The 25,231-nt window shown below is 64.2% G+C and carries 25 protein-coding genes; 14 read left to right on the top strand and 11 right to left on the bottom strand.

What is annotated here, in order from left to right; all coding sequences use genetic code 11:
- Position 1: 1 nt before the first annotated feature.
- On the bottom strand, positions 2-1,165 hold the full coding sequence (locus GGD65_RS15180) for an HlyD family secretion protein (RefSeq protein ID WP_183235766.1): 1,164 nt from the start codon (positions 1,163-1,165) through the stop codon (positions 2-4).
- Positions 1,158-1,640, bottom strand: a complete 483-nt coding sequence (locus tag GGD65_RS15175) for a MarR family winged helix-turn-helix transcriptional regulator (RefSeq protein ID WP_026201730.1) — start codon at positions 1,638-1,640, stop codon at positions 1,158-1,160. Before GGD65_RS15175 ends, GGD65_RS15180 begins: the two co-directional genes overlap by 8 nt.
- 155 nt (positions 1,641-1,795) lie before the next feature.
- Between GGD65_RS15175 and GGD65_RS15170 the strand changes: the two genes are divergently transcribed.
- From GGD65_RS15170 to ispG, 3 genes are read left to right on the top strand one after another with little or no spacing between them, the layout of a single operon-like run.
- Positions 1,796-2,290 carry a Fur family transcriptional regulator gene (locus GGD65_RS15170; protein ID WP_018316739.1) on the top strand — a complete coding sequence of 165 codons (495 nt, stop codon included), beginning with the start codon at positions 1,796-1,798 and terminating at the stop codon, positions 2,288-2,290.
- A 35-nt stretch (positions 2,291-2,325) separates the two neighbouring features.
- On the top strand, positions 2,326-3,279 hold the full coding sequence (locus GGD65_RS15165; RefSeq protein ID WP_183235765.1) for a DMT family transporter: 954 nt from the start codon (positions 2,326-2,328) through the stop codon (positions 3,277-3,279).
- Between the two features lie 12 nt (positions 3,280-3,291).
- Positions 3,292-4,575 carry a flavodoxin-dependent (E)-4-hydroxy-3-methylbut-2-enyl-diphosphate synthase gene (gene ispG, locus GGD65_RS15160; RefSeq protein WP_092251581.1) on the top strand — a complete coding sequence of 428 codons (1,284 nt, stop codon included), beginning with the start codon at positions 3,292-3,294 and terminating at the stop codon, positions 4,573-4,575.
- A gap of 9 nt (positions 4,576-4,584) precedes the next feature.
- Here ispG and GGD65_RS15155 read toward each other — a convergent pair whose 3' ends face one another.
- Entirely contained in the window at positions 4,585-5,007 is a 423-nt protein-coding gene (locus GGD65_RS15155; RefSeq protein ID WP_018316742.1) for a type II toxin-antitoxin system VapC family toxin, read from the bottom strand.
- Positions 5,000-5,329 carry a hypothetical protein gene (locus tag GGD65_RS15150; RefSeq protein ID WP_244550564.1) on the bottom strand — a complete coding sequence of 110 codons (330 nt, stop codon included), beginning with the start codon at positions 5,327-5,329 and terminating at the stop codon, positions 5,000-5,002. Before GGD65_RS15150 ends, GGD65_RS15155 begins: the two co-directional genes overlap by 8 nt.
- A gap of 194 nt (positions 5,330-5,523) precedes the next feature.
- Between GGD65_RS15150 and GGD65_RS15145 the strand changes: the two genes are divergently transcribed.
- From GGD65_RS15145 to GGD65_RS15125, 5 genes are all read left to right on the top strand, one after another.
- Positions 5,524-6,420, top strand: a complete 897-nt coding sequence (locus GGD65_RS15145) for a TauD/TfdA family dioxygenase (RefSeq protein ID WP_183235764.1) — start codon at positions 5,524-5,526, stop codon at positions 6,418-6,420.
- Positions 6,421-6,558: 138 nt separating this feature from the next.
- Positions 6,559-9,183 carry an SUMF1/EgtB/PvdO family nonheme iron enzyme gene (locus tag GGD65_RS15140; protein ID WP_183235763.1) on the top strand — a complete coding sequence of 875 codons (2,625 nt, stop codon included), beginning with the start codon at positions 6,559-6,561 and terminating at the stop codon, positions 9,181-9,183.
- Between the two features lie 79 nt (positions 9,184-9,262).
- Entirely contained in the window at positions 9,263-9,694 is a 432-nt protein-coding gene (locus GGD65_RS15135; RefSeq protein WP_183235762.1) for a hypothetical protein, read from the top strand.
- A 162-nt stretch (positions 9,695-9,856) separates the two neighbouring features.
- Positions 9,857-11,194: a Rieske 2Fe-2S domain-containing protein gene (locus tag GGD65_RS15130; protein ID WP_183235761.1), complete on the top strand. Its 1,338-nt coding sequence runs from the start codon at positions 9,857-9,859 to the stop codon at positions 11,192-11,194.
- Positions 11,195-11,197: 3 nt separating this feature from the next.
- Positions 11,198-12,013: an N-acetylmuramoyl-L-alanine amidase gene (locus GGD65_RS15125; RefSeq protein WP_183235760.1), complete on the top strand. Its 816-nt coding sequence runs from the start codon at positions 11,198-11,200 to the stop codon at positions 12,011-12,013.
- A 138-nt stretch (positions 12,014-12,151) separates the two neighbouring features.
- On the opposite strand, the gene GGD65_RS15120 is transcribed toward GGD65_RS15125, so the two are convergent.
- From GGD65_RS15120 to GGD65_RS15110, 3 genes are all read right to left on the bottom strand, one after another.
- A complete protein-coding gene (locus GGD65_RS15120) occupies positions 12,152-13,759 on the bottom strand; it encodes a Na+/H+ antiporter (RefSeq protein ID WP_018316747.1) in 1,608 nt (535 codons plus the stop codon).
- A gap of 48 nt (positions 13,760-13,807) precedes the next feature.
- Complete coding sequence (bla, locus tag GGD65_RS15115; RefSeq protein ID WP_183235759.1) at positions 13,808-14,665, bottom strand: class A beta-lactamase; 858 nt, start codon at positions 14,663-14,665, stop codon at positions 13,808-13,810.
- Positions 14,666-14,853: 188 nt separating this feature from the next.
- The gene (locus tag GGD65_RS15110) at positions 14,854-15,228 is read right to left on the bottom strand and encodes a nuclear transport factor 2 family protein (protein ID WP_018316749.1); all 375 of its coding nucleotides are present in this window, start codon (positions 15,226-15,228) and stop codon (positions 14,854-14,856) included.
- 95 nt (positions 15,229-15,323) lie between these two features.
- Here GGD65_RS15110 and GGD65_RS15105 point away from each other — a divergent pair, with 95 nt between their 5' ends.
- Both GGD65_RS15105 and GGD65_RS15100 read left to right on the top strand, forming a co-directional pair.
- Positions 15,324-15,752, top strand: a complete 429-nt coding sequence (locus GGD65_RS15105) for a GFA family protein (RefSeq protein WP_179732916.1) — start codon at positions 15,324-15,326, stop codon at positions 15,750-15,752.
- 183 nt (positions 15,753-15,935) lie between these two features.
- Positions 15,936-17,750 (top strand): caspase family protein, encoded by a 1,815-nt coding sequence (locus tag GGD65_RS15100; protein WP_183235758.1) that lies wholly within the window; start codon positions 15,936-15,938, stop codon positions 17,748-17,750.
- A 44-nt stretch (positions 17,751-17,794) separates the two neighbouring features.
- Here the strand turns inward: GGD65_RS15100 and GGD65_RS15095 are convergent, their stop codons facing one another.
- Both GGD65_RS15095 and GGD65_RS15090 read right to left on the bottom strand, forming a co-directional pair.
- Positions 17,795-18,487 (bottom strand): DUF1345 domain-containing protein, encoded by a 693-nt coding sequence (locus GGD65_RS15095; protein ID WP_018316752.1) that lies wholly within the window; start codon positions 18,485-18,487, stop codon positions 17,795-17,797.
- A 9-nt stretch (positions 18,488-18,496) separates the two neighbouring features.
- Positions 18,497-19,420 carry a polyprenyl synthetase family protein gene (locus GGD65_RS15090; RefSeq protein WP_018316753.1) on the bottom strand — a complete coding sequence of 308 codons (924 nt, stop codon included), beginning with the start codon at positions 19,418-19,420 and terminating at the stop codon, positions 18,497-18,499.
- A 161-nt stretch (positions 19,421-19,581) separates the two neighbouring features.
- Between GGD65_RS15090 and mtgA the strand changes: the two genes are divergently transcribed.
- The 3 genes from mtgA to GGD65_RS15075 all read left to right on the top strand — a co-directional run bounded on the left by mtgA (position 19,582) and on the right by GGD65_RS15075 (position 21,398).
- Positions 19,582-20,256, top strand: a complete 675-nt coding sequence (mtgA, locus tag GGD65_RS15085; protein WP_092251590.1) for a monofunctional biosynthetic peptidoglycan transglycosylase — start codon at positions 19,582-19,584, stop codon at positions 20,254-20,256.
- 168 nt (positions 20,257-20,424) lie between these two features.
- Positions 20,425-20,607, top strand: a complete 183-nt coding sequence (gene rpmF / locus GGD65_RS15080; protein WP_007598106.1) for a 50S ribosomal protein L32 — start codon at positions 20,425-20,427, stop codon at positions 20,605-20,607.
- A gap of 143 nt (positions 20,608-20,750) precedes the next feature.
- Positions 20,751-21,398 (top strand): hypothetical protein, encoded by a 648-nt coding sequence (locus GGD65_RS15075; protein ID WP_177236852.1) that lies wholly within the window; start codon positions 20,751-20,753, stop codon positions 21,396-21,398.
- Positions 21,399-21,404: 6 nt separating this feature from the next.
- On the opposite strand, the gene GGD65_RS15070 is transcribed toward GGD65_RS15075, so the two are convergent.
- Positions 21,405-21,665 carry a hypothetical protein gene (locus tag GGD65_RS15070; RefSeq protein WP_018316756.1) on the bottom strand — a complete coding sequence of 87 codons (261 nt, stop codon included), beginning with the start codon at positions 21,663-21,665 and terminating at the stop codon, positions 21,405-21,407.
- Positions 21,666-21,888: 223 nt separating this feature from the next.
- On the opposite strand from GGD65_RS15070, the gene GGD65_RS15065 reads away from it, so the two are divergent.
- Positions 21,889-23,583: a bifunctional diguanylate cyclase/phosphodiesterase gene (locus GGD65_RS15065; protein WP_183235757.1), complete on the top strand. Its 1,695-nt coding sequence runs from the start codon at positions 21,889-21,891 to the stop codon at positions 23,581-23,583.
- Between the two features lie 135 nt (positions 23,584-23,718).
- Here the strand turns inward: GGD65_RS15065 and GGD65_RS15060 are convergent, their stop codons facing one another.
- Positions 23,719-25,227 (bottom strand): tripartite tricarboxylate transporter permease, encoded by a 1,509-nt coding sequence (locus GGD65_RS15060; protein ID WP_183235756.1) that lies wholly within the window; start codon positions 25,225-25,227, stop codon positions 23,719-23,721.
- Positions 25,228-25,231 lie beyond the last annotated feature (4 nt).

The raw sequence follows: 25,231 nt of genomic DNA, 5'->3' as shown, positions 1-25,231 counted from the left end.
TTCAGTCTTTATCCTGGCTCGCGGTCGCCGACAGGCCGAGCAGGCCGGCGAGCGAGCGCTGATGGCCGGTGTCGATGGTGGCGTAGACGCTCATGCCGGCCTTCAGCTTCCGGACATATTTGTCGGTCTCGTCGAAATAGATGCGGATCGGCACGCGCTGCACCACCTTGACGAAATTGCCGGTGGCGTTCTGCGGCGGCAGGATCGCGAATTGCGCGCCAGTGCCGGGCGAGAGCGAGCCGATCTTGCCCTTGAAGACGTGGTTCGGGAACGCGTCGACCTCGAGCGTGACGGACTGTCCTTCGGTGACGTGGGTGAGGTCGCTCTCCTTCGGATTGGCGTCGACCCAGGGGTGGGCGACGTCGATGATGGAAAACACCGGCGTGCCGGCGGCGACATAGCGGCCGAGCTGGATCTGCTCGACCTGCGTCGCCACGCCGTCCATCGGCGCGCGCAGCACGGTGTGATCGAGGTTGCGCTGGGCATCGTCCAGCTTGGCTTTCGCCTGTGCGTAAGGCGGGAATTGCTCCAGTGGCAATTCGGGGTCGCCGAGAAGCTGCGTCCTGGCGTTGGACAGCTGTTGCTTGATGTATTGCGCCTGCGCGCCGGCGGTGACCAGCGCATTCGAGGCATTGTCGAGATCGAGCTGCGAGCCGTAATTGTTCTTCACCAGCGCCTGCTTGCGCTCGACGTCGCGCTGCTTCAAATCGATGCCTTGCTGGGCGAGGCCCAGCATGTCGCCATAGATCTTGATGTTGGCGACGAGGTTGTCGTAGGTCGTGCGGGCCTGCGCGAGCTGCGCCTTGGCTTCGACCACCGCGTGGCGAAACGGAGCGGGGTCGATCTCGAACAGCTCGTCGCCCTGCTTGACGGACTGGCCTTCCTTCACGACGACCTTCTGGATCTTGCCCGAGATGTCGGGCGTCACCAGCACCTTCTGCGCGCCGACATAGGCGTCGTCGGTGCCGACATAGCGGCCGCCATGCAGGTAGAAAGTGATGCCGCCAATGGCGGCGATCACCGGCAGCACGACCAGGAGCAGGAAGCGGCGGTAACGCCGCAGGCCGGCTACCAGGCGGCGGCGCGGGTCGGTGCCGGCCTTCTTGGTGGGCTTGCCGCTGTCGGTCTTCTGCTCGGGCTGGAACTTGAGGACTTGGTCAGCCATAGCGCTGCTCCTTACGTGCCTGTTCCGCGCCGCTGGTCTGGATCGCGGTACGCACGTTTTCCTTGATGGTTTCGAGCTGGGTCAGGAGGCGATGGGCGTCCGCCGGCGTGATGCCGTCGAGCGCGTTGGCCGTGAGCTCGGACTTCAGCCCGCTCATCCGGCCCAGCAATTGCCGGCCGGCCTTCCTCAGATACAGGCGCTTGACGCGGCGGTCCGAAGCGTCGCTGCGGCGCTCGATCCAGTCATTGTCGCAGAGCTTGTCGATCAGGCGGGTCAGCGTGATCGGCTGCATCTCGAGCAGCTCGGCGAGTTCCGACTGCTTCATGCCCTCGCTGCGCTCAACCTTGGCCAGCACCGCCCATTGCGCCCGGGTGATGCCGAACCGCGAGGCCTCCTTGTCGGCATAGACGCGCAAGAGGCGGTAGAGCTCACCGAGCGTGAACAGGAAGTTCTGGTCGACAGACCCGCGGGTCATAAGCTTGGTCTCCAATAAGCTTGGGATATAATAAGCAAGCTTATGATTATTCCACGGCGGATATCACGATGCTGTCCCGCAGCGCGAGCATGGCTGGCAGCCGGTCGCAGGGTCGTGCTTTGGGTTCCCGGGCCCAAATGCTAGAACGTGGCCGCATGACCCTCGCAAAACCGGCATTTCCCGCGCCCGACCACGATCACGGCCGCTGCACCGCGGATGCGCTGGCGCATGCCGAAGAGGTCTGCAAGCAGCGCGCACAGAAATTCACGCCGATACGCCGTCAGGTGCTGGGGGCCCTGCTCTCCAGCCATCGCCCGCTCGGCGCCTATGAGGTGATCGACGAGCTCGCCAAATCGATGTCGCGGCCGGCGCCGATCACGGTCTATCGCGCGCTTGATTTCCTGATGGCCAACGGCCTCGTGCATCGCATCGAGAGCCGCAATGCCTACCTTGCCTGTGCCGCCCACGACCACGACGCGACCTCGGCGGTGGCGTTCCTGATCTGCGAGCGCTGCGGCCTGGTCGGCGAGATCCCGTCGGCGTCCTTTGCCGGGGACCTCAATGCCGCCGCGCGCAGCTCGGGCTTTGCGCCTAAATTGTCCGTGGTGGAGATCACGGGCGTCTGCACCCATTGTCAGAAAGCTGCATAGAGCAACAACGGCGCAAAGCCGGTAATCGGGAAGAGATGTCCTCACCACAAGCCTTACATTCCGCCGCACGTCCCCTCAGTGCCGGCGCCATCGCCCTGATGCTCATGCTGTGCCTGACCTGGGGGTTCAACCAGATCGCGGTGAAGCTGGTGCTACCGGACATTCCGCCGATGCTGCAGGCCACGATCCGGTCGGCGGGCGCGCTGCCGGTGCTGTTCCTCATCGGCACGCTGCGCGGGGTTAAATTCTTCGAGAATGACGGCACGTGGAAGCCGGGCCTGATCGCCGGGCTGATGTTCGGCATCGAATTCGTGCTGATCTTCCAGGGGCTGCGCCTCACGTCGGCCTCGCGCGCGGTGGTGTTCCTCTACACCGCGCCGTTCTTCGTTGCGCTCGGCTCTTATCAGGTGCTCGGCGAACGGCTTGGCGCCTCGCAATGGCTGGGTCTTGCCATCAGCTTTGCCGGCGTCGCGCTCGCCATCGGCGTGCCGCAGCCCAATGTCGATTCGCATGTCCTGCTCGGCGACCTCATGATCGTCGGCGGCGCCGCGCTGTGGGCGGCAACCACGCTGGTTGCCAAGGGCACGCGGCTGCGGTTTGCCGCGCCGGAGAAGGCGCTGGGCTATCAGGTTGCGATCTCGATCCCGATCCTGGGGCTGGCGGCCTGGCTGTTCGGCGAGACCATCACGCACACCCCCGCGCCGCTGTCGCTCGGCCTGATGGCCTTCCAGGCGATCTGGGTCGTTGGAACCACGTTCACGCTTTGGTTCGCGCTGGTGAAGGCCTATTCGGCCAGCAAATTGTCGGCTTTTACCTTCATCACCCCTTTGTTTGGCGTCGTCGGTAGCTATTTCATCATGCACGACACGCTAAGCTTGGCGTTCGGGGCGGCCGCCGTCCTTGTAATTGCTGGGCTTTTTCTGGTTAACCGTCCCAGCCAAGTCGCTGCGGCGCCGCGCGATGCATTGCTGAACGTCACCAAAACCTGATATTTGGACCCCATGAACAAGCCCGAAACCACCATCGATTCCGACATCGCGGGGCCAGCGCCGCGTTACCATACCACCCAGGTCAAGGTCGGCGACGTCGCCGTCGGCGGCGGTGCGCCGATCGTCGTGCAGTCGATGACCAACACCGATACCGCCGACATCGACGGTACCATCGCCCAGGTCGCAGCGCTCGCGCGCGCCGGCTCCGAAATGGTCCGCATCACTGTGGACCGGGAGGAAGCCGCGGCCGCCGTGCCGCACATTCGCGACGGCCTCGCCAAGCGCGGTATCACCACGCCGCTGATCGGCGACTTCCACTATATCGGCCACAAGCTGCTCGCGGCCTATCCGGCCTGCGCCGAGGCGCTCGCCAAGTACCGCATCAATCCCGGCAATGTCGGCTTCAAGGACAAACGCGACACCCAGTTCGCCGACATCATCGAGATCGCCAACAAGAACAACAAGCCGGTGCGCATCGGCGCCAATTGGGGCTCGCTCGACCAGGAGCTGCTGACCAAGCTGATGGACGAGAACGCCGCCTCCGCCAATCCGCGCGACGTGCGCGCGGTGACGCGCGAGGCCATGGTGCAGTCCGCGCTGCTCTCGGCCGCGCGCGCCGAAGAGCTCGGCATGCCCAAGAACCGCATCATCCTCTCCGCAAAGGTCTCGGCGGTGCAGGATCTGATCGCGGTCTATCAGGATCTCGCTTCTCGTTCCGACTACGCCATCCATCTCGGCCTGACCGAGGCCGGCATGGGCACCAAGGGCATCGTGGCGTCGTCCGCCGCGCTCGGCATCCTGCTGCAGCAGGGCATCGGCGACACCATCCGCATCTCGCTGACGCCGGAGCCCGGCGGCGACCGCACCCGCGAGGTGCAGGTCGGCCAGGAGCTGCTGCAGACCATGGGCTTCCGCACCTTCGTGCCGCTGGTCGCCGCATGCCCCGGCTGCGGCCGCACCACCTCGACCACGTTCCAGGAACTGGCGCGCTCGATCCAGGATTTCATCCGCGACGAGATGCCGACCTGGAAGACGAAATATCCTGGTGTCGAAGAGCTCAACGTCGCGGTGATGGGCTGCATCGTCAACGGCCCCGGCGAATCCAAGCACGCCAATATCGGCATCTCGCTGCCCGGCACCGGTGAAGCGCCGGCCGCACCCGTGTTCGTCGACGGCAAGAAGTTCCGCACGCTGCGCGGCCCGACCATCTCCGCCGACTTCAAGGCGCTGGTGATCGACTATATCGAGCAGCGTTACGGCCAGGGCGCCAAGGTGCCGGTGACCGCGGCGGAGTAGGCGTTCAGGTCAGCATGTAATCGTGCTGACCTGGCCTGTCTCGCCATATCTCAGCATCAATCCGTCCCGGGTAATCACGCTCGCGCCAAGGTCGCGAGCGGTTGCAATGATGATTCGATCCGCAGGGTCACGCGGCGGTGCGCCGGGCAAGAATGAAGACGCGATCAAAATATTGGGCGTGAGTTCGGCGAGCCGCACTCCTTCGACGGCAAGCAGCCGTTGAAACCAGAGTTCTGGTCTCGTGGAGAGGCCCAGCCTGTTGCGTGCAACGAGCAAGCCGATTTCCCATGCGGTGATTGCAGAGACGAAGATGGCAGATCCTGCGCGATAGGCGGCTTCAATCGCCTCGCTCGCCTCGGTGGCAATAGGTTTGTCTTCTGCAATCCAGATCGCGGCATGCGTATCGAGCAAAAGAGGCGCAGGATCACTCATACACTTGGCCCCAATCGGGATCGGCCGGCTGTGTCAAATCAACGCCGGGTGGGATGTGTGCCAATCCTTTGAGGGCGCCGAACAGCGGAGGGCGGCCGAGCTTCTTGACGCGCGACGGCGCCGGTTCTGCGGAACTCAATTCGACCCGGCGAAACACGACCTTGCGAGCCTTCGTGTCGACCTGCTCGGTACGAAAGCCGGCGGCCAGCCAGACCTTGGTCATCACATTGTTGGTCGGATTATTGCTCCACCAGGCCGGGTATTGAGGAGAGTTAGGAGGGAGCTTGCTTCCAATGACTCGCTCGATTTCGGCAAAGGTCATAGGGACCTCTTTGGCCCGTTGGGACTTCAGGAACGCGCCAAGTCGCTCATATTTACCCATCGTGGAAGCCTCTTTTCCTTCTACACACTATTAAAGCTTTATAAGTGTGTCAAGATTCGCGGGTTGCTATCTTTGCGTCTGCGCTCCCGAGGCCTAGGATAGCAAGCAACGAACAACAGATCGGGAGACACGCCATGAGCTCACTCGCCGGCAAGCAGGGCCCGCGCTATCGCCACACGGCTGACGACGGCGCGCTCTACGAGACCATCGCGGTCGAAAAGCTCACCCCCATCATCGGCGCGGAAATATCGGGCGTGGACATCGGCGGGCTCGTCTCCGACGACGCGCGTTCAAATCAGCAGATGGACGAGATCCACCGCGCGCTCGCCGAAAACCTCGTCATCTTCTTTCGCGACCAGCAGATCACGCCGCAGCAGCAGCTCGCCTTCGGCCGCAAGTTCGGCGAGCTGCATTTCCATCCCGCCGCGCCGCATGAGGACGAAGACCCCGCCTTGATGAAGATCTACGCCGACAAGAACTCGCCGCGTGCCAACGGCGAGGGCTGGCACTCCGACGTGTCCTGCGATCTCGAACCGCCGATGGGCTCGATCCTCTACATCAAGCAGTGCCCGCCGCGCGGCGGCGACACGCTGTTCGCCAACATGTACGCCGCCTATGAGGCGCTGTCCGACCGCATGAAGACCTATCTCAATGGCCTCACCGCGCTGCATGATGGCGAGCCGATCTATCGCGGGCTCTATGCGAACTACGGCGTTGCCGACCGTCCGTCCTATCCGAGCGCCGAGCATCCCGTTGTGCGCACGCATCCGGTCACCGGCAGAAAGGCGCTCTACGTCAACCGCGGCTTCACCCGCCACATCAACGGCATCCCGCGCGACGAGAGCGATGCGATGCTCGCCTATCTCTACCAGCACGCCGAAAACCCGCTGTTCCAGTGCCGCTTCCGCTGGACCGAGAACGCCATCGCCTTCTGGGACAACCGCTGCACCCAGCACCGCGCGATGTGGGACTACTGGCCCCACACGCGCTCGGGCACGCGGGTGACGGTGAAGGGGGAGAGGCCGGTTTAGGTGGCGACCGTCGCCGATTGCTAAGTGATCTGAATCACGGATTTGGCGCTGTCCCCGTCGAATGATGTGGGCTCGCGGTGCTGCTTGCAGGCGCTGCAACCAGCGATATACTCGCTAAGGGCGATTTGGGGGAATTTTATGCGCTGGGTGGCGGCTACCATTCTTGCGCTCGTTTTTTACGGGTTCGCGGGACAAGCGCTGGCCGAGAAGCGCGTCGCTCTGGTGGTTGGCAATTCGTCGTACCGGAATGTCCCGAGCCTTCCGAATCCTCGGAATGACGCCGCCGAGATTGCCTCGCTGTTCAGATCTGCAGGATTTTCCGCGGTCGATGCCCGTCGCGACCTCGGAATTTCAGATATGCGGCGCGCGATCAGCGATTTCGCCGAGATGGCAAGCGATGCCGACGTGGCCGTCATCTATTTCGCCGGCCATGGCATCGAGGTCGACGGTGTGAACTACGTCATTCCCGTCGACGCGAAGCTGTCCCGTGATTTCGACATCGAGGACGAGGCCATTTCTCTTGATCGCATTCTGAAATCGATAGAGCCGACCAGGCGACTTCGCCTCGTCATCCTCGATGCGTGCCGGGATAATCCGTTCCTGAAGACCATGAAGCGAACCATAGCCTCCCGATCGATCGGTCGCGGTCTGGCGAAGGTCGAGCCCGCGGTGTCCGATACGCTGATTGCCTTCGCGGCCAAGGCCGGATCGGTCGCGCTGGACGGCGATGCGAAAAACAGTCCCTTCACGTCCGCGCTTCTGCACAACATTGCTTCTCCCGGCTTGGACTTGCGGATTGCGTTCGGTCGGGTTCGTGACGAAGTGCTGAAGGTCACCAATCGTCACCAGGAGCCGTTCGTCTACGGATCATTGGGCGGCTCCATTGTCTCGATCGTCGATGCACCGAAACTGCCGCCTCCGCCGACGACGGATGATATCGTCTGGAATGCCGTGAGGGATTCGACCTATCCAGGCGTGTTCGAGGAGTTTATCGCGAAGTTTCCGACCACCCCGCATCTTAAGGCGGCCGAGGCGCGGCGCGACGAACTGAGGCAGGCGCAAGCTGCTGCAGCCGCGCGCATACCCCCGCCGCCGACCGCCGACGAAATTGTCTGGGCGGCGATCAGGGATTCAACCTATCCCGCGATCTTCGATGATTTCCTCAGCAAGTTCCCCGCCAGCAAGCATCGAGCCGAAGCGCAATCGCGTGCCAACGAACTGCAAAAGCAGATTACGGCCGCCGCCGCCCGCATTCCGCCGCCTCCGACGGCCGATGAGGTCGTCTGGGATGCCATCAAGGGCTCGACGTATCCGGCAATCTTCGATGATTTCGCCAGCAAGTTTCCCGCAAGCCCGCATCTGGCGGACGCACGGACGCGCCGGGATGAGCTTAAAAAGCAGATTGCCGCCACGCAGGCTCCGCCGCCTCCCGCCGCAGAGGACATCGTCTGGGCCGCAATCAGGGGCTCGCGTGATCCCGCGATCTTCGATGAGTTCGTGAGCAAATATGCGGCGAGCTCGCACGTCGCGGACGCACGACAGCGCAGGGATGACCTCAGGAAGGAGATCGCTGCCGCTCAAGCGCCGCCTCCACCGCCTGCGCACGAGATCGTCTGGAACGCGATAAAGGAGTCGCACGACCCCGCGATCTTTGAGGAGTTTGCCGCAAAATATTCGAACAGTTCGCACCTCTCTGCCGCGTTGTCACGTCGCGACGAATTGAAGAAAGAAAGAGTAGCGGCGGCAGTACCTCCGCCCCCGCCCGCGACCGATGAAATCGTCTGGAACGCGATCAAGGACGGCCGTTCGCCGGCCATGTTCGAAGAGTTCCTCAGCAAATTTCCGGAAAGCTCGCGATCGGCGGAGGTGCGCGAACGTCTCAGGGCACTACAAGGGACGCAGTTGGCCTCCACCAATGCGACGCTCCCCGCCGACACCGCCCCGCCGCGCGAGGGATTGAGTGCGCTCGGCATCAAGGCGCTGTCCGATTCGGAAGAGGGCGCCCTGAAGCAGAAGGCCAGCTTCAAGGAATGCGAGAAGTGCCCGGAGATGGTCGTGGTCGCGCCGGGTACCTTCATGATGGGGTCGTCGGACAGCGTATCCAAACGCTCCACGGAATCGTCTCGCCACAAGGTCACGTTCGCGCGTTCGTTCGCAGTTGGGCGCTACGCTGTCACATTCGACGAATGGGATGCCTGCGTCGCCGATGGTGGATGCAACGGATATAAGCCCTGGGACAACGGCTGGGGCCGCGGGAGGCGGCCGGCGATAAACATTTCCTGGTCGGATGCCAAGAGCTACGTGGCTTGGCTGTCGGCTCGCACCGGCAAGGCCTATCGGCTGTTGAGCGAAGCCGAGCGAGAATATGTGACGCGGGCGGGGACGACGACGTCGTTCTGGTGGGGCGCCTCGGTCTCTCGGGGGCGGGCTAACTACGATGACAAGACCGGACAGGACAAAAACGCAAAAGGAGGCTCTGGGCAAAAGACGGCCCCGGTCGATTCCTTTCAGCCGAATCCGTGGGGCCTTTATCAGGTGCACGGCAATATCTGGGAATGGGTCGAGGATTGCGTCAACGACACTTATGAGGGCGCGCCTACTGACGGCAGCCCCTGGACGAAAGGCCGCTGTGAGCAGCGTGTCCTGAGGGGAGGCTCCTGGGTCAGCAAGGCGGATGCAGTCGAAGCGGGGAGCCGATATGGCGTGCAGTCCGAAGGACGCGTCAGCAACGTTGGATTTCGTGTCGCGAGGACATTGAGATAGCCAGGTCCGAATGCATCGGCCTCGCCAGCCGGAACGACCTCAAACAATAGCACCAGTATTTTCATTGGAGACATATGACATGACAACTTACCCGGTACGCCTGCCGACGGCTCTTTTGATCAAAATCACGGCGGGGCTCGTCCTGTTCTTCGGAATCCTCTGTGGCGCCCATGCGGGCGGGTCGAACATGTCGCTCGTCGTAAAATCGGGCGAGGCAAAGGAAATCTGCAAATGCGGGGGACACTGGCGAGTCGACAGCAGTGGCAAGGTCTGGCCCGTGAGCATTGAAGTCGTGTCTCCGCCGAAGAGTGGCGCCGTGACGACGCGAGTGAGCACCGGGCAACGCAAATTGAGAAACGGAGAGGCCAAGACCGTGCGGCTGACCAGCGTGGTGTACCAATCCAAGAAGGGCTACGTCGGTGAAGACTCCTTCACCTATCGGCGCGTGACGGCGGATCCCACCGACCCGGATAATGGCAAGGTATACACAGTCGCCGTCACGGTCAGGTAATTGCGACGGGACGAATCGAAGCAAATGACTCGCCTCGTCGGTCCGCAAGAAGGACGGCGGGTCAGGCTTCGCTGACCCGTCCTCGTACCGCCCCGTTGTTCTTGCGTTGACGTTCTCTCACTCTCGCGCCAATCTTCCCGAAAATATTCGGGAGGATCAGCCATGCTCCGCGCCGAGGACAACAAATTCCTGACCGAGGCCGGCCCTGGAACAGGCATGGGCGAATTGCTGCGCCGGTTCTGGATTCCCGTCCTGCTGTCCGAAGAACTCCCCGAACCAGACGGCGAGCCGAAGAAGATCACCGTGCTCGGCGAGGAACTGCTTGCCTTCCGCGACACGCGCGGCGTCGTCGGCGTCATCGACCAATATTGCCCGCATCGCGGCGCCAATCTCTGGCTGGGGCGAAACGAGGAATGCGGCATCCGCTGCGTCTATCACGGCTGGAAGTTCAACACCGACGGCCGCTGCGTCGACATGCCGACCTCCTATCCCGATCTCAACGCCAAGGACCTGATCCGCATCAAGTCCTATCCGGTGCGCGAATGGGGCGAGATGATCTGGGCCTATATGGGTCCGATCGAGGCCATGCCCGAGCTGCCCGATCTCGAAATGGCGCTGCTGCCGGCCTCGCACCGCTACGTCAGCAAGAAATGGCAGGATTGCAACTGGGTGCAGGCGCTGGAAGGCTCGATCGACACCGCACATTTCACCTTTGCCCATCTCTCCTTCGACAAGGAGGAGAACGAGATCCTGGACATCAAGAAGCATTTCGTGAATCCGATCGCGCGGATGTCGAGCGATCACATGCGCTGGATCGCGGAAGACCCGCGGCCGGTGATCAAGATCAGCTCGCACGAGGCCGGACTGACCATTGCCGGTGGCCGGCTCACCGGCGGCGACAGCATCTACTGGCGCATCGCGCAATTCCTGATGCCATTCCACGCCTACGCGCCGAGCGCGATGCCGGGCGAGAGCATTTTTGGCCAGACCTTCGTGCCTGTGACCGACACCAATTGCTGGATCTACACCTATGCCTGGAATCCGGAGCGGCCGTTGTCGCAAGCGGAGCGCGATGCCTACGACCGCGGCAACGGCGTGATCGCGGAGGTCGACGACAATTACGTGCCGCTGCGCCATAAGGGCAACGACTATCTGATCGATCGCAAGCTGCAGAAGACCAGGAGCTACACCGGCATCAAGGGTGTCTCCGAGCAGGACGCCGCCGTGCAGGACAGCCAGGGGCCGATCGCCGACCGCACCCGCGAGCATCTCGGGCCGACCGATCTCGGCATCATGCATTTTCGTAAAGTGGTGATGGATCTGGCGCGGGCGCTGCAGCAGGGTGAGCCGCCCCCGCAGGCGGCGCATCAGGATCGCTATGCGGTGCGCTCCGGCGCCTGCGTCACCAGCAAGTCGAAGGATCTGCCCGCGGTCATGCTCGAACGATTCGGCGACGTCGCGGGCTTCGTCGGCCGGCCACGCATCGCGGCAGCGGAGTAGGATTTGTCGTCAGGGCGGGACATCGTCGCAATTCTCCTGGTGTCGCTGGTCGCGTTATTGCTTCCGTCCATCGATGCGGGGCAGGCTGCCCCGGCCCGAAAGGTCGCGAAAGCAAGGCTCAAGCCTTCGCCCGCGCCGGCCAAATGTGAGATGCCGAAATTCCGGATCGTCGTGGATGTCGGGCATACGCCGGACTCCTACGGCGCGTTGAGCGCGCGCAACGATCCGGAGTTCGGCTTCAACTTCCGTCTCGCAAGACTCATCACGGCGAAACTCAAGTCCGAAGGCTTTGCCGCAACACGTCTGCTCGTCACGGACGGCAAGGCTAGGCCCAGCCTGTTTAAACGTGTCGGCAGCGCCAATGGGTCGCACGCCGATCTCTTCCTGTCGATCCATCATGATTCGGTGCCGGACAAGCTGCTCGAGACCTGGGAATTCGATGGTGCGAAGAGCTATTTCAGCGATCGCTTTTCGGGCCACTCGCTGTTCGTGTCGCAGCGGAATTCGCACTTCGCCAGCAGCCTGATGCTGGCCCGGATGATCGGCAGGCAGTTGAAGGAGCAAGGCCTGCACTATGCCAGCCAATACACTTTGCCGCTGATGGGCCGTTACCGGCGCCAGTTGCTCGACAAGGACGTCGGCGTCTACCGCTATGACGGGCTCGTCGTCCTGTCGCGGACCAGCAGTGCCGCAGTGCTGCTCGAGGCCGGCTCCATCATCAACCGCGACGAGGAAATGGCGATGAACGCACCCGAGCGGCATGAAACGATTGCGGCGGCCGTGGCGTCCGCCATAGCGGAGTTTTGCGCAAGGCGGTAGTTGCTCCCGCCGTCATTGCGAGCCAACGGGTCCGCGCCTAGCGCGGCCCGAGGACAGACTCCGCGAAGCAATCCAGAGTCTTTCCGTGGAGGCGGTCTGGATTGCTTCGTCGCAACGGCTCCTCGCAGTGACGGGAGGCTACAGCGGCGTCCGCCGATACTCCCGGTTCGCCAGGCTCGCTTCCTCCAGATCCAGGTCGCGCTCGATTCGCCGCCGCGTCTCGTCGGTGATCTGGCCGTCGCGCAGCAGGTTGTGAATGAATTTGCGTTCGGCGGCGATCAGGTCGCGGGTCAGCGCGGTACCGGCGGCGGAGACGTCGTGGTGGGTGGGATCGAGTGAATCAGGCAGTTGGTTGACGCGGATGTCGTGGCGGGCACGCAGGAGCCGCATCACTTCGTCGGACACCTCCTTCTCCTCGGTCAGCGCGTCGAGCGATTTCAGCGCTGCATCCAGCGCCTGACGGCGCGCGGCGATCTCGGCTTCGTGCTCGGCGGCATGCTCGTTACGGCCGGCCTCGGCGACGCCGAGCCATCTCACCACCGGCGGCAGCGTCAGCCCGACGCCGATCAGCGTGACGAAGATGACGCCGAAGGCCACGAACAGGATCAGGTCGCGATACGGAAATGCATCGCCATCCGGCAGCGTGAACGGCAGTGCCAGCGCGGCCGCCAGCGACACCGCGCCGCGCACGCCGGTGAAGGCGAGCACGAACGGCCATTGCCAGGGTGGCGACGGATCGCGCTGGCGCAGCGATTTGCTGAGCATGCGCGGCAGATAGGTTGCAGGATAGAGCCAGGCGAAGCGCGCGACCACGACGATCACCAGGACCACGGCAGTTGCGATCAGGATGTCGTCGAGCGGGAACGCCTTCGATTTCTCGTAGAGCGCGCGCATCTGGAATCCGGTGAGCAGGAACAGCACCCCCTCGATCAGGTAGATCACGAGGTCCCAGAAGAAGATGCCCTGCAGGCGCGTTGCCGACGAGATCAGCAGCGGGCCGTTCCAGCTCACATAGAGGCCGCAGGCCACCGTCGCGATCACCCCGGAGCCACCGATATGCTCGGGCAGCCAGTAGGAGACGTAGGGGGTGATCAGCGACAGCGTCAGCTCGACCTGCGGATCTCCGGACCATTTGCGGAAGCGAAGGGAGAGCCAACCGACGCCGATGCCGAAGGCGATCTCGCTGGCGACAATGAGGAGGAATTCGCCGGCGGCGAGCGGCAGCGAGAAATGTCCGACCATGATGGCGGCCAGCGCGAAGCGGTAAAGGATCAGCGCGGTGGCATCATTGGCGAGCCCTTCACCCTCGAGGATGACGAGGAGCCGCCGCGGCATGTTGAGCCGGCGCGCGATCGCGAGTGGTGCCACCACGTCGGGCGGCGCGACGATGGCGCCGAGCAGGAAGCCGATGGTCCAGGGCAGGCCGATCATGTAGTGCGTGGCGGCCGCCACCATCGCTGCGGTGAAGATCACCGCGCCAACCGCGAGCAGCACGATCGGGCGCAAATTGTTCTTGAACTCACGCCAGCTCATGGCGACGCTCGCCGAGTAGATCAGCGGCGGCAGCACCATCAGCAGCACCAGCTCGGGAGGCAATTCCACCGGGGGCATGCCAGGCACGAAGGCGAGGCCGACGCCGGCCAGCATCAGCAGGATGGCGGGGGCGACGTTGAAGCGGCGTGCGGCCAGCGCCACGCCTGCCAGCACGGCGAGCAGGATGAGAAAGGTCTGAAACTTCGCTTCCATGATAGTCTGTCTTGACCCGGAAGCGACGGCTACGTCAATGCGCGCGGCTTACGCCAGCCGCTCGGCCACCATCCGCCCGATGCGTGCAAAGGCGGCTTCGATCTGCGCCGGATTCGGCGTGCCGCCCTGGGTATAGACCGCGATCAGGATCGGCGTCCCGGGCTTGGGCCAGGCGACCGCGATATCACCCGAAGCGTCCTTGCCGTTGTTGCCGGTCTTGTCGCCGATGGTCCAGCTTGCGGGCAGGCCGCCGCGCAGCCGGTTCGCCCCAGTCTTGCAGTTCACCATCCAGTCGGTGAGCAGGGCCCGCGAGGCTGGCGACAGCGCTTCGCCCACCACCAGGCGCTGCAAATTTCCCGCCATTGCTGCCGGCGTCGTGGTGTCGCGGGGATTGCCCGGCGGCGAGCGGTTGAGTTCTGGCTCGTTGTGGTCGAGCCGGGAGGTGGTGTCGCCGAGCGATCGCCAGAAGGCGGTGAGGGCGGCGGGTCCGCCGATCCGCGCCAGCAGCAGATTGGCGCAGGTATTGTCGCTGAGCTCGACGATCGCCTTGCACATGTCGCTGACCGACATCGCGCCGGCCGCAAGATTCTGTTTGGCGACCGGCGCGTAGTCCAAGAGGTCGGGCTTGCCGTAAGCGATCATGGCCGCAAGCTGGTCCTCGGCGCGGTCGACCCGGGCCAGCATGCAAGCCGCAAGCGAGGCCTTGAAGGTCGAGCACATGACGAAGCGCTCGTCGGCGCGCCAAGCGAGCTTTTTGCCGGTCGCAAGGTTCTCTGCATAGACCCCGATCCGTCCACCGCTCTCGCGCTCATAGGTTTCGAGCTCAGGCGGTGCCTCAGCGGCCAACGCAGGAGAGGCGGCGATCCAGCACAGCGAAGCGAGCAGGGAACGGCGGTCGAGTGGCATGGGGGAGCTTTCAGACAGGTGGGGGCGAGAAATGTGGCGGATGCTGTATCCGCCTCGTCATTGCGAGGCGCGAAGCGACGAAGCAACCCAGTCTGTCTCCGCGGAGGGTCTCTCGATTGCTTCGCTTGCAACGACGGAGGATGGATATCGAGCGCGGCAGATATGGGGCAGCGGAACGTCGAGCAGCCTCACTCCCTCAGGTCATACCGATACGATTTCGACACGATCTGCCAGCCGTCGGCGAGCTTCATCGCCACCAGATAATCGGTGAAGAAACGTGGCGGCAGTTGGCAACGGACCTTGATGAAGGCGGTCTTGTCGTCCGAACGGTCGATGGTGACGATGAAATCCTCGCGCGGCTTGCCTTCGGCCTTGGCGGAGGCGCGCTTGCGGACGCGGTCGAGCCAGTCGGGTACGGTCAGGACCTGGAGCTCGCCCTTCTCGACCCAGCGCAAGTCAGCGGAGGGATGGAAGATGGTGCCGAGCTTCTCGGCGTCGCCCTCGTAAAGCCCGTCGAAATAGGATTGCACGACGGCTTCGACACTCGAACGGTTCTGGTTCATAGGTCATCCTGTTGCATGATGGCTTGGGCGGAACTTAGTCGTACACACCGAAATGCGCTATGGGTGTCTCTTGCCAATCGCGCAAGGACGCTGGAATGACCGGATCAGAAACTTCGAACGCTCGTATCCTGATCGGCGAATGCTACTGCCGCGCCGTGCGGTTTGAGGTGGCCGACGCGTTCTCCTATGCGATGAACTGCCACTGTTCGAACTGCCGTCGCACCACCGGCTCCGCCTTCAAGCCCTTCGCCGGCATCGCGCAGGACAAGCTCCGCATTGTCCGGGGAGGGGACCAGCGGATGATTTTCGGCGATGACACCACCCATGACGCCCATTGCTCCCGGTGCGGCTCGCTGCTTTATTCCCGGGTACGTGAAGGACAATGGGTCCATGTCGCCATGGGAACCCTGGTTGATGCCCCCTCGATCCGGCCGAGCGCCCACATCTTCGTGGCCTCGAAGGCGCCCTGGCACGAAATTACGGACAATCTGCCGCAATATCGGGGGCATATCGGCGATCCCTAGGGGAATTCGGTCTGCTTGCCTGTTTGGCAGCGAACCGTGACCGCGCTGGCGCGACAAACAAAGGGGGTCCTTCGGGCTGTCGCCGGCGCGGCCTTGGTGACCTCCATCACAAGCGCCGGCACCGGATCCTGCTAAAGCGGTCCCAAGGGGGACCGAAACGTCCCGAACTTCGGAAGTCGTGTCATGCGCAACCTGCTCAGACTCTGCCCGCTTCTCCTCGTCGCCGTGCTGCTGTTCGGCATGGATCCCGCTTTTGCCGGCAACCGCGTCGCGCTGGTGATTGCCAACTCGGCCTATCAGCACGCGCCGTCGCTCGCCAATCCCGTCAATGACGGTGCGGTGATGGCGAAGACGCTGAAAGAGGCCGGTTTCAACAGCGTCGATTTCCGGCACGACCTGTCAGCCCTGGATACGCGGCGCGTGCTGCGCGACTTTGCCGATGCGACCCGCAATGCCGACATCGCCGTGGTCTACTATGCCGGCCACGGCATCGAGGTCGAGGGCTCGAATTATCTGATCCCCGTCGACGCCAAGCTCGAGCGCGACACCGACGTCTATGACGAGGCGCTCTCGCTCGACCGCGTCCTGGTCGCCGTCGAACCGGCAAAACAGCTTCGGCTGGTGATCCTGGATGCCTGCCGCGACAATCCGTTCGGCAAGACCATGAAGCGCACGGTGGCCGCGCGCGGTATCGGCCGGGGCCTCGCCCAGGTCGAGCCGACCAGCCCCAATACGCTGATCGCCTATTCGGCGAAGGCCGGCTTCACCGCTCAGGACGGCGACGGCGCCAACAGCCCCTTTACGGTCGCGCTGTCGAAGCATCTGACGACGCCGGGCCTCGACGTCCGCCGTGCCTTCGGCTTCGTGCGCGACGACGTGCTCAAGTCGACCGGCAACAAGCAGGAGCCGTTCGTCTACGGCTCGCTCGGTGGCGAGGACGTGCCGCTGGTTCCGGTCAAGGTGACGGCCGCAGCAACGGTTGCGCCCGCGCCGAACCCGCAGGCCGATATCCGCCGCGATTACGAGCTCGCGCTCCAGGTCGGCAACAAGGCGGCGTGGGCCGCTTTCCTCGCCCAGCATCCCGATGGCTTCTATGCGAGCCTCGCCAAGCTTCAGGTCGAGAAAATTGGTGCCGAGCAGGCCCATGCGGCTGCCACCGAGAAGGCGAAACAGGCCGAGGCAGAACGCGATCGTCTTGCCGCCCTCGGCGCACAGAAGGATGCGCAGGCCAAGGCCGCGGCCGATGCGAAGGCCGCCGAGCAGGCGCAGCTCGCTGCGCAGAAGGCCAAGGAGCAGGCGCAACAGCAGGCAGCTGCCGCCGAGCAGCAGCGCGTCAATCTCGCCGCTGCGGCCCCGAGCGCGGCGCCGGCCAGCACGGCGAGCCCCGCCGGCACCAACGTTGCCTCTCTGACGCCGGCGACCGCGCCGGCGGATCTCAGCCGTTCGGTGCAGACCGAGCTCGGCCGCGTCGGCTGCTTCTCGGGCACTGCCGACGGCAATTGGAGCACATCCTCGCAGCGCTCGCTGTCGCAGTTCAACCGCTATGCCGGCACCAAGCTCGACGTGAAGGTGGCGAGCACGGACGCGCTGGATGCGGTCAAGGCCAAGCCGTCACGCGTCTGCCCGCTGGTCTGCGAGCACGGCTTCAAGGCCGATGGCGACAAGTGCACCAAGATCGTCTGCCGTGAGGGCTATGCGGTCAACGACGACAATGAGTGCGAGAAGAAGCGCGCCGCCAAGCCGGCCAAGCCTGCAACGGCGAAGCGCGATGATGGCGACGAACGTCCCGCCCGGCAGCGTCCTCAGGCCGGCGGCGCGGCGGGCGGCTATGGTGCCGCGGCCGGCATTGCGGCCGCTGCGGGCGCCGGTCGCGCCGCAGGTGGCGGGCAAGTCATCTGCAATAGCACCGGCTGCCGCCCGGTCAGCCGCGGTTGCCACCTCGAATATCGCGGCGGCGGCGGTCCCGGCAACGACGCCAATGCCGAGGTGTGTCGCTAGGGCATGCATGAGCCAGATCGTCGTCCCGAAAGGCCGGGACGACGTCAGGTCGCAATCGCGCTCGCCGCGATGTTGACCGTCAGTGCCAGCAAGGCCGTGTTGTAGATGAACGATACGATCCCGTGCGCCGTGGCCGTGCGGCGGATCGTCTTGTCGGTGATGCCGACGTCGGAGACCTGCGCGGTCATGCCGATCACGAACGAGAAATAGACGAAGTCCCAGTAGTCGGCGTGGTCTTCCTTGTCGCCGCTCGGGAACTGAAGGCCGCCCGGCTTGGCGTTCCGATAATAATCATGCGCGTAGTGCAGCGCGAAGGTCGTGTGCACGGCGGCCCATGACATGGCGATGGTGCTGATTGCGATGGTCAGCTCCAACACGCCCCGATGCGGTGTGCCGAGTTCTGAGACGATCGCGGCGATGCTGGCGAAGGCGCCGGTCGCCGTCACCAGCAGGATCACGAAACGGCCGTCGTCCTGCATCGCGGCGGCGCGCCGGATATGGTGATGGTCGTTGCAAAGCATCATTGCGTAGACCAGCACGAGATAGACCGCGATCAGCGCATCCCAGCCGAACAGGAGCCGTGTCACCAGCCGGTGCGAGCCCGGCAGCAGCAGACAGACCAGGACGCCAGCCGCGAGCGCGATGAAGGTCCGCGGCCGCGCGTAAAGCAGCCGCATCGGCCGCGACATCTGGCGGAAGCGGACGAGGACGGGATCTTCTTTGCCCTCGGCCGCCATCGATGCGTGTCAGCTCTTCCGCTCGGCGACAAACCGCGCGGCGGCCTGCAGCACGGCGGCGCGATCGCCGAAGATCGAGACCGCGCTGTCGGCCCGGGCGAGCAGGTCGCGCACGCGCTGCTTGGCGCCTTCGATGCCGAGCTGGGTGACGAAGGTGGTCTTGCCGAGCGCGGCATCGGCGCCGGCCGGCTTGCCGAGGGCCGCCGCATCGCCCTCGACATCGAGCAGATCATCGGCGATCTGGAAGGCTTCGCCGAGCGCGCGGCCGTAATCGTCGAGTGCCTGATATTCTTTCTGCGAGGCCTGGCCAAGGATCGCGCCGGCGATGCAGCCGTAACGCAAGAGCGCGCCGGTCTTCATCTGCTGAATGCGGGCGACATCGATCGGCTCGTTGCCGCCAAAGCGGCCTTCGCCGGCGAGGTCGAGGATCTGGCCGCCGACCATGCCGCCGATGCCGGCGCAGCGCGCCAGCGCGCGCGTCAGCAGCAGCCGCACATTGGCGTCGCGATGGATTTCGTCACGGGTGACGATGTCGAAGGCCAGCGTCAGCAGACCGTCGCCGGCGAGGATCGCGGTCGCGTCATCGGTCTGCTTGTGCAGGGTGGGGCGGCCGCGGCGCAGGTCCGAATTGTCCATGGCGGGCAGATCGTCGTGGATCAGCGAATAGCAGTGGATGCATTCGAGCGCGGCGCCGACCAGCAACGCTGCTTCACGGGGAACACCGAACACGGCCGCGCTCTCGACCACCAGGAACGGGCGCAGACGCTTGCCGCCGTTCAGGCTCGAGTAGCGCATTGCGTCCATCAGTCGCTTGGGCCGGGCGATCTCATCGTGCAGGATGTCGTCCGACAACAGGCGCCCGAGCAGGGCCTCGGTGTCATCAGCGGTCTTGTCCAGACGCTTGGCGAAATCGGACGGGGACGTGCCGGTCATCAAGAAGGGCTCCAGAACTAAAATTCGGCGGGACAATCCTTTATGCGCCCGCCCCAGTCAATCGTTTGGAAGGCCTAAAAAGTGCTGGAAAAGGCCCGAATTATCACAGACTTAATGGGGAGAGCCGTGGCCGCGTTTCGTTCCATGCCGGAAAGGTCGATTTGCGCATCGTCAAAATCCTGCTGGTAGCGCTCGCGGTCGTCATTCTCGCGCCCTATGTGATCGCGCCGTTCTATCGGACCGGCCATCCGGTTTCGACACTGATGGCGTGGCGTTCGCTTCGCGGCGCGCCAATGCAGCGGGAATGGATCGATCTGGCGGCGATGTCGCCCTATCTGCCGCGCGCGGTGGTGGCGGCTGAGGACGCACATTTCTGCAAGCATCACGGCATCGATTGGGGGGCGCTGCGCGAGGCGATCGATGACGCGCAGGAGGACGGCACGCCGTTCCGGGGCGCCTCCACCATTACCCAGCAGGTCGCAAAAAACCTGTTCCTCTGGCAGGGGCGGGATTTCGTCCGCAAGGCGCTGGAATTCCCGTTGGCGCTCTGGATCGATCTCGTCCTGCCCAAGCCGCGGATCCTGGAGATTTACCTCAACATCGCCGAGCTCGGCCCGCAGGGCCAGTTCGGGGTGGGGGCGGCCAGCGCCTATGCCTTCGGCAAATCGGCCGCCGCCCTCTCTCCGCGTGAGGCGGCCCTTCTAGCCTCGATCCTGCCGAATCCGGTCAAACGCAGCGCCAAAACCCCCGGTCCGGGCGTCCGGCGGCTGGCAGGGACCTATGTGGCAAGGGCGCAGGCCTCTTCGCTTGCGACCTGCTGGCGGGAAAATCGCTGATTTTGGGCTCTTTTCGGGCGCATTTTCCGGCCCAAGAGCCTAGCTTTGCAGCCAGCCTTCCTCTATAAGCGCGACCTTGATCGGCATTCAGCTCGCCTCGGATTGCGGGTGCTGAGCCGTCCCTCGCGGACGATGCCCTGATAACACCAATCCCTAGAGGATATTGAAATGGCCGTTCCGAGAAGAAAAACCTCGCCGTCGCGCCGTGGCATGCGCCGCTCGGCAGACGCCATCAAGAAGCCGACCTATGTGGAAGACAAGGACTCCGGCGAGCTGCGTCGTCCGCACCATCTCGACCTCAAGACCGGCATGTACAAGGGCCGCCAGGTCCTGAAGAAGAAAGAGTCCTGAGTTAAGGACCTTTCTCCAGGCGGGATGATTGCGCCTGCCTGATTTCGGCCAACCCATGAGATATGACAGTGGCGGCGGCGGAGCTAATGCTTCGCCGCCGCATTGTCCTGTCTGGATATCTTGATCGAGAAGGCATTTCGCCGATGGTCGGCTTCCCGCTGCTTCTCATTCCGCTCGCGGTCTACAACATCATCGCCTTCCTGATGCCGACCGTGTCCTTCACGGACGTGCTGTTCAAGGTGCCGATGGTCTCAGGCGAGACCTGGCCGGTCACGCTCGCCGATGTGATGCTGGCGCTCGGTATCGTGCTGCTGCTGCTCGAAGTGGTGAAGGGCGCGCGGCCGGGCTCGAAATTCCTGATGGATCATCTGCTGTCACTGATCCTGTTTGGTGCTGCCGCTGCCGAATTCGTGATGTGGCCCAAATTCGGCAACTCGACCTATTTCCTGCTGGTGCTGCTCGCGATGGCCGATTTCCTCGGCGGTATTGCCCAGCGCACGCGCCGCCGCGTCACTTATGTCGCCGAGACAACGGTGCCGGCGTCACGCAAGGCCAAGCGCCAGGTGGAAGCTCCGGATGCCGTGGCCGAGCCCAAGTTCGAACCGGTGTCCGCGCCGATCGCAGCACCGGCGGCACCGCCCGCGCCCTCGGCACAGTCGGTCGCCGAATCCGTGCTGATGGATCCTCCCGCGCCGAAGCCGGTGCAGAGCACGCCCTCGCCGGAAGTCCCCTCGCCGCATTTGCAGCCGGGCGACGGCACGTCTCCGTCCCCCGACACGCCGCCGCGCTGACCGATCTCAAGCCACCTGCCGCGTGCGCGCGCTGACGCTTTGCAGCGGGCGCTTGTCGCCATAGGCCGTCTGCGCATCTTCGGAAGAGGCGCGGCGCAGCCGGCTCGCCTGGGGCAGATGTTCGGCATTGGCGATCAGCTGGGCGACGAAGCTGGGATCGGGGCGCGGCAACGGCGTCTTGTGGACCCATTGCAAAATCGGCAGTACCGGCACCAGGGCCGTGCCTGTGCCGCTATCCGCCGCGTCCGATCGATCGGTACTCAACATCGCTATCACCGTTGATCCGGCAGAGCCTGTCGCGTTTCGGGACGCTGGTGCCGGGTGCGTGTCAGTACTCGCAAGGCCTATGCCGGACGGGCCGGTTTGGTTCCCCCGGCCTGTAGAAACGTGGTTTCCAAATTGTTTATCAACTTTGCCTAGGGTTGGGGGCGAATCTAGCTCTATCCTGTGTCAGCTCAGGACTTTCCCGCTGTCCCGAAACGAGGCGATTTTGATCCCCGCATTACCGCAAGCCTCCGACATCCTGGCCGCCCTCGGCCAGGCCGTGTTTGCCTGGGACATTGGCAGTGATGCGATCGTCTGGGGTGACCAGGTCGGCAGCGTCTTTCCCGGCATTCCCGCCGAGCGGCTGGCGACGGGAGCCGAATTTGCCAAGCTGATCGAGCCCTCGCCAACGCTGCGGAGCGCCGCGCTGGCGCAAGCCTATGCCGTGCATGGTGCCGACGGCACGCCCTACCGGGTCGAGTACGGGGTGCGCATGAGCGCCGCCGATCCCGTGATCTGGATCGAGGAGACCGGCCGCTGGTTCGCCGGCCCCGACGGCCGCCCGGTGCGCGCGATCGGCTCGGTCCGAATCAACAATGAACGCCACGCCCGCGACGAGGAGCTGACCAAGCTGGCCCGGCTCGATCCGCTGACCGGCGAGCTCAACCGCTCTCATCTGATTGCCGCGCTGGCCGAGGCGATCGAGGAGACGACCCGCTTCCGTTCGACCGCGGCCTTCATGCTGGTCGGTATCGACCATCTTGCCCGCGTCAACGACGCCTTTGGCTTCGACGTTGCCGACGCCGTGATCCTCGACATCGCCAAGCGCATCCGCTCGCGCCTGCGTGGCGGCGACGTGCTCGGCCGCTTTTCCGGCAACAAGTTCGGCCTGATCCTGAAGAACTGCACCGTCGACGACATGAATGTCGCCGCCGAGCGCTTCCTCGCCGGCATTCGCGACGAGGTGGTGCCGACCAAATCCGGTCCGGTCTCGGTCACCGCCTCGATCGGCGCGGTCAGCGTACCGCGCTATGCCCGCAACACCGACGAGGCCGTCAACCGCGCCCATGAGACGCTGGATGCCGCCAAGCGCCGCCGCGTCGGCTCGTTCGCGGCATGGCGTCCGGATGCCATACGCGACGCGCAGCGCCGCGTCAACATCCGCGTCACCGACGAGATCGTCACCGCGCTGAACGAGCGCCGCATCAAGCTCGCCTATGAGCCGGTGGTCTCGGCCGTCTCCCGCGAGCGCGCATTCCATGAATGCCTGGTGCGGATGGACCAGGGCGACGGCCAGGTGCTGCTCGCGCCCGACATCGTGCCGGTCGCCGAACGGCTCGGCCTGATCCGCCTGGTCGATCACCGCGTGCTCGAGCTCGTGGTCGCCGAACTCGCCGCCGCGCCCGACATCTGCCTCAGCCTCAACATCTCGCCTGATACGACCATGGACCCGGACTGGTGGGCGGGCATCGAATCGCTGATGCAGGCCCATCCCGGCGTTGCCGAGCGGCTGATCGTCGAGATCACCGAGACGGTCGCGATCCAGGACATCGATGACGTCCGCGCCTTCGTTGGCCGCCTCAAGCATTTCGGCAGCCGCATCGCCATCGACGATTTCGGCGCCGGCTACACCTCGTTCCGAAACTTGCGCAAGCTCGGCGTGGATATCGTGAAGATCGATGGCGCGTTCGTGCAGAACATCACTCATTCCGCCGACGACCGCGCCTTCGTGCAGACCCTGATCGATCTCGCCCGCCGCCTCGACATCAAGACCGTCGCCGAATGGGTGCAGGACGAGGAAGCCGCAAGCATGCTGCGCGATTGGGGCTGCGACTACATCCAGGGCCGCCTGATCGGGCTTGCGTCTGGCGAGCGTCCGTGGGGGACTTCAACGGATAGTGCGCTTCCTGCTGCATGCTGAGGTCTCGTAGGGCGGGCAAAGGCGCACTTGCGCCGTGCCCACCATTCCTCCGTGATGGATATAGATCGTGGGTACGCTTCCGCCTTCGCTCTTCGAGCTACGGCGGACAAGTCGCTTTGCCCACCCTGCGAAACTTCACGCCCCCTCATCCAGCGCCACCAGCTCGCGCTTCTTGCGCAGCGACGGCAATAGCGGCGCGATCAGCAGCACCAGGGCAAACACGAGACAGACCCCCGAGATCGGCCGCTGTACGAAGGTCCAGAGATCGCCCTGCGACAGGATCAGTGACTTGCGCAGATTGTTCTCCATCATCGGTCCCAGCACGAAAGCCAGCACAAGCGGCGCTGGCTCGTAACCGAGCTTGCGCATGAAATAGCCGATGATCCCGAACGCGATCATCACATAGACGTCGAACACGTTGTTGCTGGAGCAGTAGACGCCCAGGATCGTGAACAGGATGATCAGGGGGAACAGGATGTTGTACGGCAGCTTGAGCAGCTGCACCCACATGCCGATCATCGGCAGGTTCAGGATCAGCAGCATGACGTTGCCGATATACATGCTGGCGACGATGCCCCAGAACAGGCCGGGGTTCTTCGTGATCAGCAGCGGTCCCGGCTGCAGGCCGTGGATAACGAAGGCGCCGAGCAGCAGCGCCATCACCACGTTCGGCGGAATACCGAGCGTCATCAGCGGAATGAAGGCGCCGCCCGCCGCGGCGTTGTTCGCCGATTCCGGTCCGGCAACGCCTTCGATCGCGCCATGGCCGAAGCGCTCCGGCGTCTTCGACAGCCGCTTCTCCAGCGCGTAGGAGGCAAAGGACGCCACCACCGCGCCGCCGCCCGGCAGGATGCCGAGGAAGAAGCCGAGGATGGTGCCGCGGCCGACTGGACCTGCGCTCGCCTTCCAGTCCTCCCTGGTGGGCAGCAGATGGGTGATCTTGGTGTTGATGATGTCGCGCTTGATCGCCTGCTCGGTGTTGAGCAGCACCTCCGCAACGCCGAACAGGCCCATCACGACGGGCACCAGCCCGATGCCGTCGATCAGCTCCATGCGGCCGAAGGTCAGACGCGGCTGCGCCGTGATGCTGTCGAGCCCGATCAGTCCGAGCACGACGCCGATGCACGCCATCAGCAATGCCTTCGGCATCGAACCCTGGGTCAGGAAGGTGAGCACCACGAGGCCGAGCACCATCAGGCTGAAATATTCGGCCGGGCCGAACGCGATGGCGACGCTGGCGAGCTTCGGCGCCACCAGCATCAAGGCGATCAGCGCGAACGTGCCGGCAATGAAGGAGCCGAAGGCGGAAATGCCGAGTGCAGGGCCAGCGCGTCCCTGCTTCGCCATCTGGTGGCCGTCGATGCAGGTGACGACGGAGGCCGCCTCGCCGGGGATGTTGACCAGGATCGAGGTGGTCGAGCCGCCATACATCGAGCCGTAATAGATCCCGGCCATCATGATGATGCCGGATTCCGGCGTGCCCGACAGCGTCACGGGCAGCAGCAGCGACATCGCCGAGATCGGCCCGATGCCCGGCAGCACGCCGACCAGCGTGCCGATGAAGACGCCGATGAAGCAGTAGAGCAGGTTGACTGGCAGCAGCGCGACGCCGAACCCATGCGCGACATTGAATAGCGTATCCATAGGG

This window comes from Bradyrhizobium sp. CIR18 (assembly GCF_014198295.1).
Taxonomy (GTDB): Bacteria; Pseudomonadota; Alphaproteobacteria; order Rhizobiales; family Xanthobacteraceae; genus Bradyrhizobium.
Note: the sequence above shows the minus strand (reverse complement) of the source record. Positions and strands in the feature narration are given on the sequence as shown.